This is a genomic window from Wenzhouxiangella limi, assembly GCF_010499265.1.
GTDB lineage: Bacteria > Pseudomonadota > Gammaproteobacteria > Xanthomonadales > Wenzhouxiangellaceae > Wenzhouxiangella > Wenzhouxiangella limi.
Window position 1 is genome coordinate 384,802 of the sequence record NZ_JAAGSC010000041.1, and the last position, 14,029, is coordinate 398,830.

The 14,029-nt window shown below is 64.2% G+C and carries 11 protein-coding genes; 5 read left to right on the plus strand and 6 right to left on the minus strand.

The window, feature by feature from the left end; translation table 11 throughout:
* Nucleotides 1-8: 8 nt before the first annotated feature.
* The 5 genes from G3I74_RS10450 to G3I74_RS10470 form a co-directional block, all read right to left on the minus strand.
* Nucleotides 9-986, minus strand: a complete 978-nt coding sequence (locus G3I74_RS10450) for a malate dehydrogenase (protein ID WP_164211522.1) — start codon at nt 984-986, stop codon at nt 9-11.
* Nucleotides 987-1,055: 69 nt separating this feature from the next.
* Nucleotides 1,056-2,003, minus strand: a complete 948-nt coding sequence (egtD, locus tag G3I74_RS10455; RefSeq protein WP_164211523.1) for an L-histidine N(alpha)-methyltransferase — start codon at nt 2,001-2,003, stop codon at nt 1,056-1,058.
* Entirely contained in the window at nt 2,003-3,325 is a 1,323-nt protein-coding gene (gene egtB / locus G3I74_RS10460) for an ergothioneine biosynthesis protein EgtB (protein WP_164211524.1), read from the minus strand. The genes egtD and egtB overlap by 1 nt, the downstream gene beginning before the upstream one ends.
* A gap of 91 nt (nt 3,326-3,416) precedes the next feature.
* On the minus strand, nt 3,417-4,853 hold the full coding sequence (locus tag G3I74_RS10465; RefSeq protein ID WP_164211525.1) for a sigma-54-dependent transcriptional regulator: 1,437 nt from the start codon (nt 4,851-4,853) through the stop codon (nt 3,417-3,419).
* Between the two features lie 18 nt (nt 4,854-4,871).
* Nucleotides 4,872-6,479 carry a two-component system sensor histidine kinase NtrB gene (locus G3I74_RS10470; protein ID WP_164211526.1) on the minus strand — a complete coding sequence of 536 codons (1,608 nt, stop codon included), beginning with the start codon at nt 6,477-6,479 and terminating at the stop codon, nt 4,872-4,874.
* A gap of 161 nt (nt 6,480-6,640) precedes the next feature.
* Between G3I74_RS10470 and sucC the strand changes: the two genes are divergently transcribed.
* The 5 genes from sucC (at nt 6,641) to G3I74_RS10495 (ending at nt 13,122) form a co-directional block, all read left to right on the plus strand.
* Complete coding sequence (gene sucC, locus G3I74_RS10475) at nt 6,641-7,804, plus strand: ADP-forming succinate--CoA ligase subunit beta (protein ID WP_164211527.1); 1,164 nt, start codon at nt 6,641-6,643, stop codon at nt 7,802-7,804.
* Nucleotides 7,805-7,819: 15 nt separating this feature from the next.
* Nucleotides 7,820-8,692, plus strand: coding sequence for a succinate--CoA ligase subunit alpha (sucD, locus tag G3I74_RS10480; RefSeq protein WP_164211528.1), 873 nt, complete (start codon nt 7,820-7,822; stop codon nt 8,690-8,692).
* Nucleotides 8,693-8,789: 97 nt separating this feature from the next.
* Nucleotides 8,790-10,421: an NAD+ synthase gene (locus G3I74_RS10485; RefSeq protein WP_164211529.1), complete on the plus strand. Its 1,632-nt coding sequence runs from the start codon at nt 8,790-8,792 to the stop codon at nt 10,419-10,421.
* A 44-nt stretch (nt 10,422-10,465) separates the two neighbouring features.
* Entirely contained in the window at nt 10,466-12,211 is a 1,746-nt protein-coding gene (aceK, locus tag G3I74_RS10490) for a bifunctional isocitrate dehydrogenase kinase/phosphatase (RefSeq protein WP_164211530.1), read from the plus strand.
* Complete coding sequence (locus tag G3I74_RS10495; RefSeq protein ID WP_164211531.1) at nt 12,208-13,122, plus strand: undecaprenyl phosphate translocase family protein; 915 nt, start codon at nt 12,208-12,210, stop codon at nt 13,120-13,122. Before aceK ends, G3I74_RS10495 begins: the two co-directional genes overlap by 4 nt.
* 17 nt (nt 13,123-13,139) lie before the next feature.
* Here the strand turns inward: G3I74_RS10495 and G3I74_RS10500 are convergent, their stop codons facing one another.
* Complete coding sequence (locus tag G3I74_RS10500; protein ID WP_203594670.1) at nt 13,140-14,024, minus strand: Brp/Blh family beta-carotene 15,15'-dioxygenase; 885 nt, start codon at nt 14,022-14,024, stop codon at nt 13,140-13,142.
* Nucleotides 14,025-14,029: the final 5 nt, after the last annotated feature.

The following is a 14,029-nucleotide window of genomic DNA, read 5'->3' on the forward strand; positions in this document are numbered from 1 at the left end:
GTAACCCGTCAGAGCAACGCTTCCACCGCCGCGCGCTCCTCGCGCAATTCCTTGTCGGTGGCCTCCATCCGCGCGCGCGAGAATTCGTTGATTTCCAGTCCCTGCACGATCTTCCACTGACCGTCGCTGCAGGTGCACGGGAAGGAATAAATCACGCCGGGCTCGATGCCGTAGCTGCCGTCGGCCGGTACCGCCATTGAAACCCAGTCATCGCCGTCGGTCCCCAGGGCCCAGTCGCGAATGTGGTCGATGGCCGCCGAAGCCGCCGAGGCGGCGCTTGAGGCGCCCCGTGCCTTGATAATGGCGGCACCGCGCTGCTGCACGGTGGGGATGAAATCGTTTTCGTACCAGCCCTGGCCAATCAGGTCCAGAGTCGGCTTGCCGCCCACCAGGGTCTGGTGGACGTCCGGGTACTGGGTCGAAGAGTGATTGCCCCAGATGGTCATCTGGCGAATCATGGTGTGATGGACACCGGTTTTTTCGGCCAGCTGGGCCAGCGCACGGTTGTGGTCCAGGCGGGTCATGGCGGTGAAGTTTTCCGGCGGCAGGTCCGGCGCGTTGGCCTGCGCGATCAGGGCATTGGTGTTGGCCGGGTTGCCCACCACCAGCACCTTGACGTCGCGGCTGGCCACGTTATTGAGGGCCTTGCCCTGCGGTCCGAAGATCTTGCCGTTCTCGCTGAGCAGGTCGGCCCGCTCCATGCCTGGTCCCCTGGGCTTGGCGCCGACCAGGATGGCGTAGTCGGTATCGGCGAAGCCTTCGTCCAGATCGGTGGTGGCAACCACGTCCTGAAGCAGCGGAAAGGCCGCGTCCTGGAGTTCCATGACCACGCCCCGAAGCATGTCCAGCGCCGGCGGAATCTCGATGAGCTGAAGAATGACCGGCTGGGTGGGGCCGAGCAGGTCGCCGGAGGCGATGCGAAAGCACAGCTGGTAGCCGATCTGGCCGGCTGCGCCGGTGATGGCGATGCGCTTGGGTTGGGTCATGAAGGTTCTCCGCGTTAGTGGAACGATGAAATCCCACCTATTCTAGCGCGTTGGCCGCCGCGGGTTGCTTCAGGTCGTCTCCAGCCAGTGCATGCTGAACAGGCCGTCGGGATCTTTCCAGACCTTGGCCGACTTCAGTCCAGCGCGCGCGGCCAGGGCCCGAAAGTCCTTGACCGAATACTTGTGGCTGCTTTCGGTGTGGATCGTGTCACCGCCTGCGAAATCAAACGACTGACCGCCGACTTCGATCCGCGTGGGTCGGCGGGCGACCAGGTGCATCTCGATGCGGGATTCCTCGGGATTGAAGCGCGCTTCGTGGGCGAAGGCATCAAGCTCGATGCTGGCGTCCAGGTCGCGCTGCATGCGCGCCAGCAGATTCTGGTTGAAGGCGGCGGTGATGCCCTGGGCGTCGTCGTAGGCCGCGATCAGCTGGCGTTCGGGTTTCATCAGATCCACGCCGATCAGAACCGCCCCACCGCTGCGCGCGATGCGAGCCATGCGCTTCAGAAAAGCCAGCGCCTCGGGGTGATCGAAATTGCCGATGGTCGATCCGGGGAAGTAAATGACGCGGCGGCGCGAGGGCGGGTCCAGGTTGAGCCGATCAGCGTCGATGTCCAACGTGTAGTCGGCTTTCAGGGGGCGGATCTCGATGTCTGGAAAGGCGGTTTCCAGGTCCCGGGCCGAGGCGGCCAGCGCCGAGGCCGAGATCTCGATCGGGGTATAGGCGCGCGGCCGTTCCAGGGCCGCCAATAGCTTGCGGGTCTTGACGCCTGCGCCAGAGCCAAACTCGATGACATGGGCACCCGGTCCGATCATCGCGCTGATCTCGCTCAAATGGGCCTCGTGCAGCGCCAGGTCGGCCCGCGTGACATAGTATTCCGGGCACTCGCAGATGGCTTCGAAAAGCTCCGATCCGCGGGCATCGTAGAAGTACTTGCACGGCAGGGATTTCGGGCTCGACGAGAGCCCGGCCAGAACATCCCTCAAAAACTCTTCGCGCCCCGGGCTGCGCGCCATCAGGCTGTATCTCGGGCCAGCCGCAAGCCGGAAAACTGCCAGCGATCGGCCGGGTAGAAGAAGTTGCGGTAGGTGGCCCGAACATGGCCCGGCTGGGTCGCGCAGCTGCCGCCGCGGAGCACCATCTGGTTGGCCATGAACTTGCCGTTGTATTCGCCCACCGCGCCGGCGGCGGGGCGAAAGCCCGGGTAGGAGGCGTAGCTGGAGGCGGTCCATTCCCAAACGTCTCCGAACAACTGCACCAGCCGACCCGAATCCGCGCAGCTGGCCGGGTGATAGCGCTCGCTATCGGCAAACTGACCTTCGACGGGCTCGCCGCGCGCGGCGATTTCCCACTCGACCTCGGTCGGCAGACGGGCTCCCGCCCACTGCGCATAGGCGAAGGCTTCGTAGAAACTGATATGGCAGATCGGTTCGTGCGGATCCATCTCGCGCCAGCAGCCTGCCGTGTGCAGCATCCAGCCATCCTCGCTTCGTTGCCAGTACAGCGGTGCTTCGATCCCGTGATTCTGCACCCACGCCCAGCCGTCGGCGAGCCAGAGATCAGGGCGCTCGTAGCCGCCGTCATCCATGAAGGCGGCGAATTCGCCACAGGTGACCGGTCTGCGGGCGAGCTGAAAATCGCCCAGCATGACTTCGTGGCGTGGCGTTTCGTTGTCGAAGGCAAAGGTCCTGCCTTCGTGGCCGACCGTAACCACGCCGCCGCTGAAGTCCACCCATCCCTGCTCGGCGGCCGGGCCCTGCGGGTCGGGCCTGCGCGTCCAGGCCGGTGCCATCGGGTTGAAGCTCAGCGCGTGCTTGAGGTCGGTCACCATCAATTCCTGGTGCTGCTGTTCGTGGTTGAGACCGAGCACAACCGTGGCCGCGATCTCGGCCAACTTGTTGACCGGCGCCGACTCGAGCAGCCGGATAACGGCGTCGTTGACCTGTTCTCGATAGCTGCCGACTTCGTCGCTGTCGGGTCGCGACATCAGGCTCCGGTGGGCCCGCGGGTACTGTTGGCCGATGCCGTTGTAGTAGGAGTTGAAAAGGTAGGCGTAATGTTCGTTGACCGGCTGATAGCCGGGGTCATGGGGCTTGAGCAGAAAGGTCTCGAAAAACCAGGTCGTGTGCGCTCGGTGCCATTTCAGGGGACTGGCGTCAGGCATCGACTGAAGATTCTGATCTTCCGGGCTGAGGCCGGCCACCATGCGCTCGGTGGTCTGACGAACCTGGCAGAACTGGCGAACCAGATGCTCGGGGTCAAAGCGGTCCGGAACAATCGTGTTGAAGTCCAGACGGGTGGAATCAGCTGTTTCGAAGAGCGGGCGTACGCTGCTCATGAGAAAATCCAGAGGGTGTGAGACGAGAAAACGACCTTTGCCATTTTTATTCTGGCACAGGCGAATGAACTTTTCTCGACAGGCTGGCAGATCAATCGATGCCGTACTTCTTCAGCTTGTAGCGCAGGGAACGGAAGGTGATGCCGAGTTGCCGTGCGGTCTCGGTCTTGTTGTAGCGAGCCTCTTTCAAGGCGTGCTCGAGGACCTGCCGTTCGACGTCTTCGATGTAGTCATCCAGGTTGCGGTCTTCCGGCCGAACCGGCGCGGCGGCCTCTTGCTGCGGACTCTCGTCCATGCTCAGGTCCCGGGACTGGATAGTCTGGCCATCGGCCAGCGTGATTGCTCGCTGCAGGATGTTGATCAACTCACGGACGTTGCCCGAAAAAGCATGCCGGGTCAGGCTTTCGAGAGCCGCTCCGTCCAGCTCGCGGGCCGGTTCGCCCCATTGCTCGGCGATGGAGTCGAGAAAATGCCGGGCCAGCAGCGGGATGTCTTCCGGGCGCTCACCGAGCGTCGGCATGTGCAGCTCGATGACGTTGAGACGGTAGTAGAGATCGTGGCGAAAGTCCCCGGCTTCGACCAGCGGCTTGAGCGTCTTGTGGCTGGCAGAGAGGATTCGGACATCAATGCGCTGCTCGCTGCGACCGCCGATGGGGCGAACCGTTTTCTCCTGGATGACGCGCAGCAGTTTGACCTGCATGTTCAGCGGCAGGTCGGCGACTTCGTCCAGGAACAGTGTGCCGCCGTTGGCGGCTTCGAACAGGCCTTCCTTGTCGCTATCGGCGCCGGTGAAACTGCCCTTGACGTGACCGAAGAACTCGCTTTCCATCAGTTCCGAGGGAATGGCGCCGCAGTTGACGGCAACAAAGGGCTGTTCGGCGCGCGGACCCAGATCGTGGATCAGGCGAGCCGCCAGTTCCTTGCCGGTGCCCGAGGCGCCGGTGATCATGACCGGCGCCTGTGACCGGGCCAGCTTGCTGATGGTGCGGCGGACTTTCTGGATCGCTTCGGAAGTGCCGATCAGGCGTTCGGTCAGCAGCCGGGTCTCGCGATCGCTGACCGGCGTTCGATCCGGACCGGACCGGCCCGAGGGCTTTTCTTCGTCGTCGCTGGGCGCAGCCGCCTCGGCGCGTTCAAGGTCATCCTGATGGATCTGCAGCGCTGTGCGAACCAGATTGCGCAGCGCCTCCAGATCGACCGGCTTGGAGACGAAGTCGAAGGCGCCGTACTTCAGGGCGGTGACGGCATCTTCGACCTTGCCGTAGGCGGTGATCATGGCAACAGGGAGATCGGGATGGTCGCGGCTGATCTCCTTGATAAGGCTCAAGCCGTTGCCGTCGGGCAGGCGCATGTCGGTCAGGCAAAGCGCAAACGGGCCGCTGCCGGCCAGCAGGCGGCGAGCCGATGCAAGGTCTTCTGCGGTCTCCACCGCCAATCCCATGCGGCTGAGCGTGATATCGAGCAGTTCGCGCAGATCCGGCTCATCGTCGATGACCAGGGCGCGGGGTAGGGGGGAGTCGGTATTCATAACGATATCGATCAGACCTCAGGCGTTGTCAATCTTTGGTTTGCTGACATCGGAACGACGCAGCAGGATGCGGAAGCAGGCGCCAGCCGTCGGAATCTGGACGTATTCCAGTGGCGCCTGGTTGGCGTCGCAGAGCTGTCGAGCCAGGTACAGGCCGAGCCCTGAACCCTGGTTGTGGGTGGTAAAAAAGGGCTCAAAGACCTGTGAGCGCTTGTCCAGCGGGATGCCCGGGCCATCGTCGATGATGTCGAGCGCCACTTCGCGCTGCCCGCGAATCGGACTGACGCGCACCGTGATGACCGGCAGTTGCTTGTTGGTTCTTGCGTGCTTGATCGAGTTTTCCAGCAGGTTCCACACGGCCTGGTAGAGCTGGCCGGGGTCGATCAGGACAATGATTGATGCCGAGGGAATCTCCAGGCGCAGATTGGATTCCGCCAGTTCATGGTACTCGGCGAACTCTCTTGCCACGTTGCGCGTCCAGGTGACCAGATTGACTGATTCGATCCGGGCCCGCTCCCGACGCGACAGTTTCAGAACGCTCTCGACGATATCGTTCATCCGCGCGCTGTGGTCAAGAATCATGCGAACCAGCTTGCGATCCATTTCCGGCAGCGCCTCAGACTCTTTCAGCAGCTGGGCGGCGTGACTCAGGGCGCCGAGCGGGTTGCGGATCTCGTGGGCGATGCTGGCCGAAAGCCTGGCCAGCGATTCCTGGGCCAGGTCGCGCGCGCGCCGGCTGACCACCGAGGTGTCTTCCAGGAAGATCAGCGTGGCGGGACGATTCAGGCCGGGCATGTCCATCATTCTTGGCACCACGGCGACCTGGGTGGCTTGCAGCAGCAAGCCTTCATCGACGATTTCGCCGCTTTCTCGCCACTTCTGCAGACGCTGGTGAATGGCCGGGGCGACCGCCTTCAGGCTGCGCTCTCGCATCGGCGGATTGCCGAGCAGGTATTGCGCTGACTCGTTCATCTGACGGATCTGATCGTTTTCGTCGACCACCATCACGCCGGAGCGCATGCGGTGAATGATCAGCTCGTTGACCCGCTCGAGGTTGGCCAGGTCGTTGCCCCGGCGCTCGGCCAGCAGCTGGTATTTCCGACCCCAGTTGCCGAGCAGCGCCGAGGCCAGCGCGATGACGAACGTGGCGATGCCGTAGAGGGCAGCCTGCACGCCCGGTGTGCCGGCAAATTCTCCGCCCGTGGCCAGCAGGGTGTCGATGATCAGGCCGATGGTGACCAGCGCGGCGAACAGCAGCGTGGTGCGGATGGGCAGCAGCAGCCCGGCAATGCCGATGCTGAACAGCAACAGCACGGCCAGCCCGCTTTCCAGGCCGCCGAAGCAGTGCAGAATGATGCCGACCAGAAGAAGGTCGGTGGCCAGGGAAAACGAGGCGAGTTCGGACGGCCGTATCCGGTGGCGCAGGTGCAGGCTCAGAAAAACCAGCGCAGCGCCGGCGTAGGTCAGTGCCGAAGCCTGGGCCAGAAAGGTCTTGTAGCCTGGGGGCAGCGTTTCGATCAGGGGGCTGAAAACGACCACCACCAGCGCCGGCGCAACCACCAGGCGGAAGCCATTGAGATAGTGCAGTGCCCGACGAACAAGTTTTTCGTCAGCCGCTGTTGCCATCGTTACTGCCACTCGCTTTCGTCCCCCGGCGTGGGTATCAGGCTGTTCGCTGCCGCACAGCCTGTTCGGCAGTATAGCGTCCGTGCTGTTGATAATCAGCCCTGCGGCATTACAATACGGCGTTCGGCGTTTTTTTCCGTCTCAATCCCCAAGGATCAAACATGAATTTTCACGAGTATCAGGCCAAGGCCCTGTTCGCCGAGTACGGCATTCCGGTGCCTCGTGGCGAACTGGCCACCACGGCCGACGAAGCGGTCGAGGCCGCCCGGCTGGTGGGCGGCGAGAGCTGGGTCGTCAAGGCCCAGGTGCACGCCGGCGGGCGCGGCAAGGCCGGCGGGGTCAAGCTGGTCAGCAGCCTGGATGAAGTCCGGACAGAAGCCGGGCGCATGCTGGGCATGAAGATCGAGACCTATCAGACCGGCGGTCTGGCGCTGCCGGTCGACAGCGTTTTGATTGCCGAAGCCACCCAGATCAAGCAGGAGCTCTACCTGGGTGCACTGATTGATCGGGCGCACAAGGCGGTGGTGTTCATGGGATCGGCGGCCGGCGGCGTCGACATCGAGCAAGTCGCCTCGGAGACCCCGGAAAAAATCGTCACCGCGGTCGTTGACACCGCGGCCGGTTTCATGCCCTACCAGGCTCGCCAGATCGGCTTTGCCATGGGCCTGAACCCCAAGCAGGTCGGCCAGTTGACCAAGATCATGTCGGGTCTGTATCGACTGTTCTTGGAAAAAGACATCAGCCTGATCGAAGTCAATCCGCTGATCATCGACGATAAAGGCGATCTCAGCGCGCTCGACGCCAAACTCAACGCCGACGACAACGCGCTGTTTCGCCATCCCGAGCTGGCCGCGCTGCGCGACGAGGCCCAGGAAGATCCCACCGAACTGGCGGCCAGCAAGCACGATCTGAACTACGTCACCCTCGACGGCAACATCGCCTGCATGGTCAACGGCGCTGGTCTGGCCATGGCGACCATGGACGTGGTCAAGCTCGCCGGCGGCGAGCCGGCCAACTTCCTCGACGTTGGCGGCGGTACCAACGCCGAACGGGTCAAGGAAGCCTTCAAGCTGATCCTGTCCGACGACAAGGTCAAGGCCATCCTGGTCAACATCTTCGGCGGCATCGTGCGCTGCGACCTGATCGCCGAGGGCATCATCAACGCGGTCGGCGAGATCGACGTCAGCGTGCCGGTGGTGGTGCGTCTGGAAGGCACCAACGTCGATGAAGGCAAGAAACTGCTGGCCGACAGCGGTTTTGCCATCATCCCCGCCGATGATCTCAACGACGGCGCGCGCAAGGCCGTCGAAGCCGCAGCCGCCTGAAGGAATTCCAAGTCAATGAGCGTATTAATCAACAAGGACACCAAGGTCATCACCCAGGGCTTCACCGGCGCCCAGGGGACTTTTCACTCCGAACAGGCGATTGCCTACGGCACCCCGCTGGTCGGTGGCGTCACGCCGGGCAAGGGCGGCCAGCAGCACCTGGACCGGCCGGTTTTCGACACGGTCGAGCAGGCGGTCGACGAAACCGGGGCCGACGCCTCGATGATTTTCGTGCCGCCACCGTTTGCCGCCGACGCGATTCTCGAAGCGGCCGATGCCGGCATCCGCGTCATCGTGTGCATCACCGAAGGCATTCCCGTGCTGGACATGATGAAAGTCAAGGCCGCACTGGCGGCGTACGATGACGTCACCCTGATCGGCCCCAACTGTCCCGGCATCATCACCCCGGGCGAGTGCAAGATCGGCATCATGCCGGGTCGCATCCACAAGCCCGGCAAGGTCGGGATCGTGTCGCGTTCCGGCACCCTGACTTACGAGGCGGTTTTCCAGACCACCAACGCGGGCCTGGGTCAGACCACCTGCATCGGCATCGGCGGTGATCCCATTCACGGCATGAGCTTCGTCGACTGTTTGTCGCTGTTCCAGGAAGACGACGCCACCGAGGGCATGATCATGGTCGGCGAAATCGGCGGTTCGGCCGAGGAGGATGCCGCAGAGTTCATCGCCGATCACGTCACCAAGCCGGTGGTCGGCTACATCGCCGGCGTGACCGCACCCCCGGGCAAGCGCATGGGTCATGCCGGCGCCATCATCTCCGGCGGCAAGGGCACGGCCGAGGCAAAGTACGCGGCACTCGAAGAGGCCGGGGTCACGACGGTTCGTTCGCCGGTGGAGCTGGGCGCGGCGATTGCGGATCGGTTGAAGTAAATCGGTTGACGGGTCACGGTTTACGGTTGACGCAACAGCGGCTTCAGAGCCTACCGTAATCCGTAACGCCTAAACCGTAACCCGTAACCCGAATCCCATGCTCAAAATCGCTCTCGCCCAGGCCGACTTCCAGGTCGGCCACATCACGGCCAACCACGATCGGATTTTGAAGCTGATCCGGCAGGCGCGCGACGAGCAAGGGGTCGACCTGCTGGTGCTGCCCGAGCTGGCCCTGACCGGGTATCCACCCGAAGATCTGGTTTTGCGGTCTGGCTTTATGCGCCGAACCGAGGAAACCCTGGCCGACATCACCGACCAGGTGCGCGGGATCGACGTGATCATCGGTCACCCGCGCCGCCACGGGGAACAGCGCTACAACTCGGTCTCCTGGCTGCGCGACGGTCAGGTACTGGGCACTTACGACAAGTGGGACCTCCCCAACTACGCCGTCTTCGACGAGCGCCGCTACTTTGTTCCGGGGACCGAACCGCTGGTCATCGAGGTCGCCGGCGTGCGCGTCGGGGTGCTGATCTGCGAGGACACCTGGACGCCGGAGGCGGCGCGCGCCGCGCGCGAAGCCGGCGCCCAGCTGCTGGTCTCGGCCAACGCCTCGCCGTATTACCGGCGCAAGCACCTGGATCGGGCCGAGGTCCTGAAAAGCCGCCACGCCGAGACCGGCCTGGCGCTGATCTACCTCAACTGCGTGGGCGGGCAGGATGAGCTGGTGTTTGACGGTCATTCGCTGGCCATCGACGCCACGGGCCGCCTGTCGGAGCCGGCGCCGCTGTGTGAGGAAGCGCTGCTGAGGGTCGATTTCGACCCCGACACCGGGGCTTTCGGCTACCGCGACTGGCCGGCTGGCCAAACCGAGGATTTGCCGGTGATCTACGCGGTGCTCAAGCGGGGCCTGGCCGACTACGTGCGCAAAAACAAGTTCTCCTCGGTGGTGTTCGGGCTGTCCGGCGGGATCGATTCGGCCCTGACCGCGGCCCTGGCCGCCGATGCGCTGGGGCCGGACAATGTGCTGGCGGTGATGCTGCCCTCGCGCCACACCTCGGAATTATCGCTGATCCTGGCCAGCGAGCAGATCAACTGCCTGGGACTGAAATTCCACAATCTCTCGATCGAGCCCATTTACCAGGCCATGACCACGCAGCTGGCCGAGCCGTTTGCGGGAAGGCCGGAGAATTTCACCGAGGAAAACCTGCAGGCCCGCGCCCGCGGCAACCTGATCATGGCGCTGTCGAACAAGTTCGGCCACCTGCCGCTGGCGACGGGTAACAAGAGCGAACTGGCGACCGGTTACTCGACCATCTACGGCGACATGTGCGGCGGCTTCAGCCCGATCAAGGATGTGCTAAAGACCCTGGTCTATGAGCTGGCCGAGTGGCGCAACCGCCAGGGCGAAGCCATTCCGCAGGGCGTGATCGAGCGTCCGCCCTCGGCCGAGCTGGCGCCCGACCAGCTCGACCAGGACAAGCTGCCGCCCTACGTCGTACTCGACGAGATCATCAGCCGCTACGTCGAGCGCGACGAGCCGATTTCCGAGATCGTCGCCGCCGGCATCGACGAGGCCACCGTGCGCCGGGTGGCCGGCATGGTGCTGGCGGCCGAGTACAAGCGTCGCCAGGGCGCGCCGGGACCACGCATCACCCGCAAGGCCTTCGGCCGCGACCGGCGTTACCCGATCACCTCGGGCTGGCGCGACAGCGGTGGCCTTGGCGGCTGATCCGGCCGCTACAATGGGGCCTGGTCGCTCCCGGAACCACGCTGATGTCCCCTTCCAGCCGCCATGCCAGCGTGATCGTCAAGGCGGCCCAGCTCCTGGTTGATGCCTTCGACGATTACAACGCCAGCTTCGCCGACATCACCCGCCGCGCCAGGCGCCGCTTTGAGCGCGGCGAGCGCGCCGGCATGCGGCGCGACTCTGTCGCCCGCCTCAACCTCTACGACCGCTCCGTCGACGAAGCGATTTCCAGGCTTGAGCAGCACCTCGACGAGCGCCTGTTCTCGCGCACGCTGTGGGTCGACATTCGCGGGCATTTCGAGACTCTCATCGACGGTCAGCTCGACGCCGAGCTCTACAAGACCTTTTTCAACACCATCAGCCGGCGCCTGCACAAGACCCGCGGCGTCGACCCGGCGATCGAATTCGTGGCGCTGGACATCCAGCCCACCGACCGCATCACCCATCCGGTCTCGCGTCACACCTATGCGGTAGGCGGCGAGCTGGAGCGGACCTTTCGGCGCATCCTCGCCGACCATGACTTCCGCCTGCCGTATCGCGATGCAGACGCGGACTCGACCGCACTGGCCGAGGGCCTGGCGCGCGTGTTTGCGACCGACCCGGCGCCCGACGTGCTGGCGATCGAGCTGCTCGAGACCGTTTTCTATCGCGAAGGCCGTGCCTATCTTCTGGGCCGGGCATTTGGTGCGGAGCGCTACGTGCCCTGCGTGATCGCCCTGTGCCGCAGCAACGACGGTATCTATGTCGATGCACTGCTGACCACGCGCCAACAGCTGAGCATCCTGTTCGGCTACACCTTCAGCTACTTCATGGCCGACCTGCCGACCGTGGGTGATGCCGTGGTGTTTTTGCGCACGCTGCTGCCGGAAAAGCCGATCGAGGAGCTCTACACCGTGCTCGGTCGGGTCAAGCAGGGCAAGACCGAGCGCTATCGTGCCTTCGTTCGCCAGATCAATGCCCATCCGGAAGAAAAACTGGTCGAAGCCGATGGCCAGAAAGGCCTGGTGATGCTGGTGTTTACCCTGCCGTCGTATCCGCTGGTCTTTAAGCTGATCCGCGACCACTTCGCGCCGGTCAAGAAATTTGGACGACGCCAGGTCATCGAGCGTTATCACCTGGTGTTTCGCCACGATCGGGTGGGACGCCTGATCGATGCCCAGCAGTTCAAGGATCTGCGCTTTCCGCGCGAACAGTTCTCGCCTGAACTGCTGTCCGAACTGCAGGCCGAGTGCGGGCGCAGCCTGCAGGCCGATGGCGACGGCATTACCATCCGCCACTGCTATGTAGAGCGACGGTTGCGACCCCTGGATCTGTATATCGCCGAGACCGACGAACCGGCCGCGGCGGCCGCTGTGCTGGACTACGCCCAAGCCATCAAGGACCTGGCCCGCTCCAACATCTTTGCCGGCGACCTGCTACCGAAAAACTTCGGCGTGACTCGCTCCGGCCGGGTGATCTTCTACGACTACGATGAACTCAGGCTGATGACCGAATGTCGCTTTCGCCGCCTGCCGCCTTCGCGCGACGACATCATGGAACTCAACGATGAACCCTGGTTCCACGTAGAGGACAACGATGTGTTTCCGGAACAGTTCCCCCGTTTCATGGGCTTGAGTCGCGGCCATCTTGCCCTGCTGCAAGACCATCATCCCGATCTGTTCGACCCGGCCTGGTGGCAGGCCATCCATGCCCGTCTCAAGGCCGGCGAGGCGCTGGACGTGCCGCCGTACTCGGCCGAAGCGCGCCTGCACTCGACGTCGAAACAACCGTGATCCGGCGTCCGATCGATCACTTGCCCCTGTTTTTAAAAGGCGCGGCCATGGGCGTGGCCGATACCGTGCCCGGGGTGTCGGGCGGGACGGTGGCCTTCATCACCGGGATCTACGAAGAACTGATCCAGAGCCTGGCCCGGATCGGCCCGGCCCGGATCAGAGACCTGCGCGAGCGCGGATGGCGCGAGTTCTGGTGCGCGCTCAACGGCAATTTCCTGCTGGCGGTGTTTGCCGGCCTGCTGATCGCGCTGTTCAGCGTGGCCGAGCTGATGAACTGGCTGATCAGTCACCATCGCGTGGTGCTTTGGGCGTTTTTCTTCGGCCTGATCGCGGCCTCGATTCCGCTGGTGCTGGCACGGGTGCGGCGCTGGCGCAACGGCTACCTGTTGTGGATCGGTCTGGGTATCGGAATCGGTCTGGGCGTGACCCTGCTCGGCGGCGGCCAGACCCCCGACGCGGTCTGGATGGTATTTGTGGCCGGGCTGATCGCGATCAGCGCCATGGTCTTGCCCGGCATTTCCGGGAGCTTCCTGCTGCTGATCATGGGCCAGTACGAGGTCATGGTCCGGGCCGTGGTCGATCGCGATCTGCTGGTCATCGGGGCTTTCGGTCTCGGCGCCGTGATCGGGCTGCTCAGCATCGCGCGGTTGCTGTCAAAACTGTTTCGCCGCCACCACGACGCCACCGTGGCCCTGCTGACCGGCTTCATGGCGGGTTCGCTCAACGCGCTGTGGCCTTGGCAGGCCAGTGCCGACGGCGCGGTGGGCTCGGACCAGCACCTGGGGCCGATGCAGTTCGAGGCGGTGACCGGCCAGCCGTCGCAGCTGCCGCTGGTCGTTCTTGGCTGTCTGGTCGGCGCTTTGATTGTGCTTGCGTTCGCCCGACTGGACTCGGCGAATCGGACCGCTTGAATGTGCTCAGTGGTCACTTAGGCGGGGACATTGGCCTGCTTTCGCTCGGTCCACAGCATCAGCAGCATGTGCGGAACGGTCAGTGCCGCCAGTCCGATGAACAGGGTCTTGAGCGCAATGCCGGACAGATCGCCTGACGGCAGCAGCAGCGCGGCCACCAGCGCCGCCAGGACCAGCGTCGCCAGCGTGTAGACAAGCGCCTGAGCGATCAGGGATCGGCGTTCGCCCGCCGGCGCCAGGGCGATCGTGGCGCGCAGGTGGCGCGGGCTGTGGAGCAGGCAGAAGTAGATGACGAAGTACACCAGCGGTGGCGCGAACACGGCCAGCAGGACCAGCATGCCCAGCTCGATGAGCACGGTCCACTGCCGCTTCATGGCCGTCATTAACAGCACCGGGACTAGCGCGCCCAGCGCAACCAGGCCGACGCTGCGCAGGCCTTCGGCCGCGACCTCGGCGCCGGGGCCGGACAGGACGACGAAAATCGATGCAACCTCAGCCTGATAAAACACCGCCGGCATCCCCAGCAGCGCGGCCGCAGCGATCATTCTCTGCCAAGGCATGAGGGCATCCTGCCAGTCGCCGGCAAAATGCCAGGCGCTGATCATCAGAAACAGCACCAGGGCAGTGATCGGGAACAGCCACCAGGCCCCGACCACCGCCAGCGCCAGCGCGACGTAGCCCAGGTTGAATCCAATCCAGCCCAGAGGCCGCTCGAAGAGTCCGGCCCGGCGGGCAATCCAGGCGTCCAGCGCACCGTGCGGTAGCCCCAGCACGACCACGGCGACCGCCAGCAGCCCGACCTGCACCGCGAACGGCAGCGCCGTCGGCGCCAAGCCCAACACCAGCGCAGCCGCCGCCGCTGCGGCCGCGAAGCCCAAGGTCTCGGGGGGCAGGGCCTTCAAGCGTA

Bases quoted from the DNA above. Each gene is read 5' to 3' on its own strand.
- sucD (WP_164211528.1), top strand. From the start codon at position 7,820: ATGAGCGTATTAATCAACAAGGACACCAAGGTCATCACCCAGGGCTTC.
- G3I74_RS10465 (WP_164211525.1), bottom strand. From the start codon at position 4,853: ATGAATACCGACTCCCCCCTACCCCGCGCCCTGGTCATCGACGATGAG.
- sucC (WP_164211527.1), top strand. From the start codon at position 6,641: ATGAATTTTCACGAGTATCAGGCCAAGGCCCTGTTCGCCGAGTACGGC.
- egtB (WP_164211524.1), bottom strand. From the start codon at position 3,325: ATGAGCAGCGTACGCCCGCTCTTCGAAACAGCTGATTCCACCCGTCTG.
- G3I74_RS10450 (WP_164211522.1), bottom strand. From the start codon at position 986: ATGACCCAACCCAAGCGCATCGCCATCACCGGCGCAGCCGGCCAGATC.
- G3I74_RS10470 (WP_164211526.1), bottom strand. From the start codon at position 6,479: ATGGCAACAGCGGCTGACGAAAAACTTGTTCGTCGGGCACTGCACTAT.
- egtD (WP_164211523.1), bottom strand. From the start codon at position 2,003: ATGGCGCGCAGCCCGGGGCGCGAAGAGTTTTTGAGGGATGTTCTGGCC.
- G3I74_RS10485 (WP_164211529.1), top strand. From the start codon at position 8,790: ATGCTCAAAATCGCTCTCGCCCAGGCCGACTTCCAGGTCGGCCACATC.
- aceK (WP_164211530.1), top strand. From the start codon at position 10,466: ATGTCCCCTTCCAGCCGCCATGCCAGCGTGATCGTCAAGGCGGCCCAG.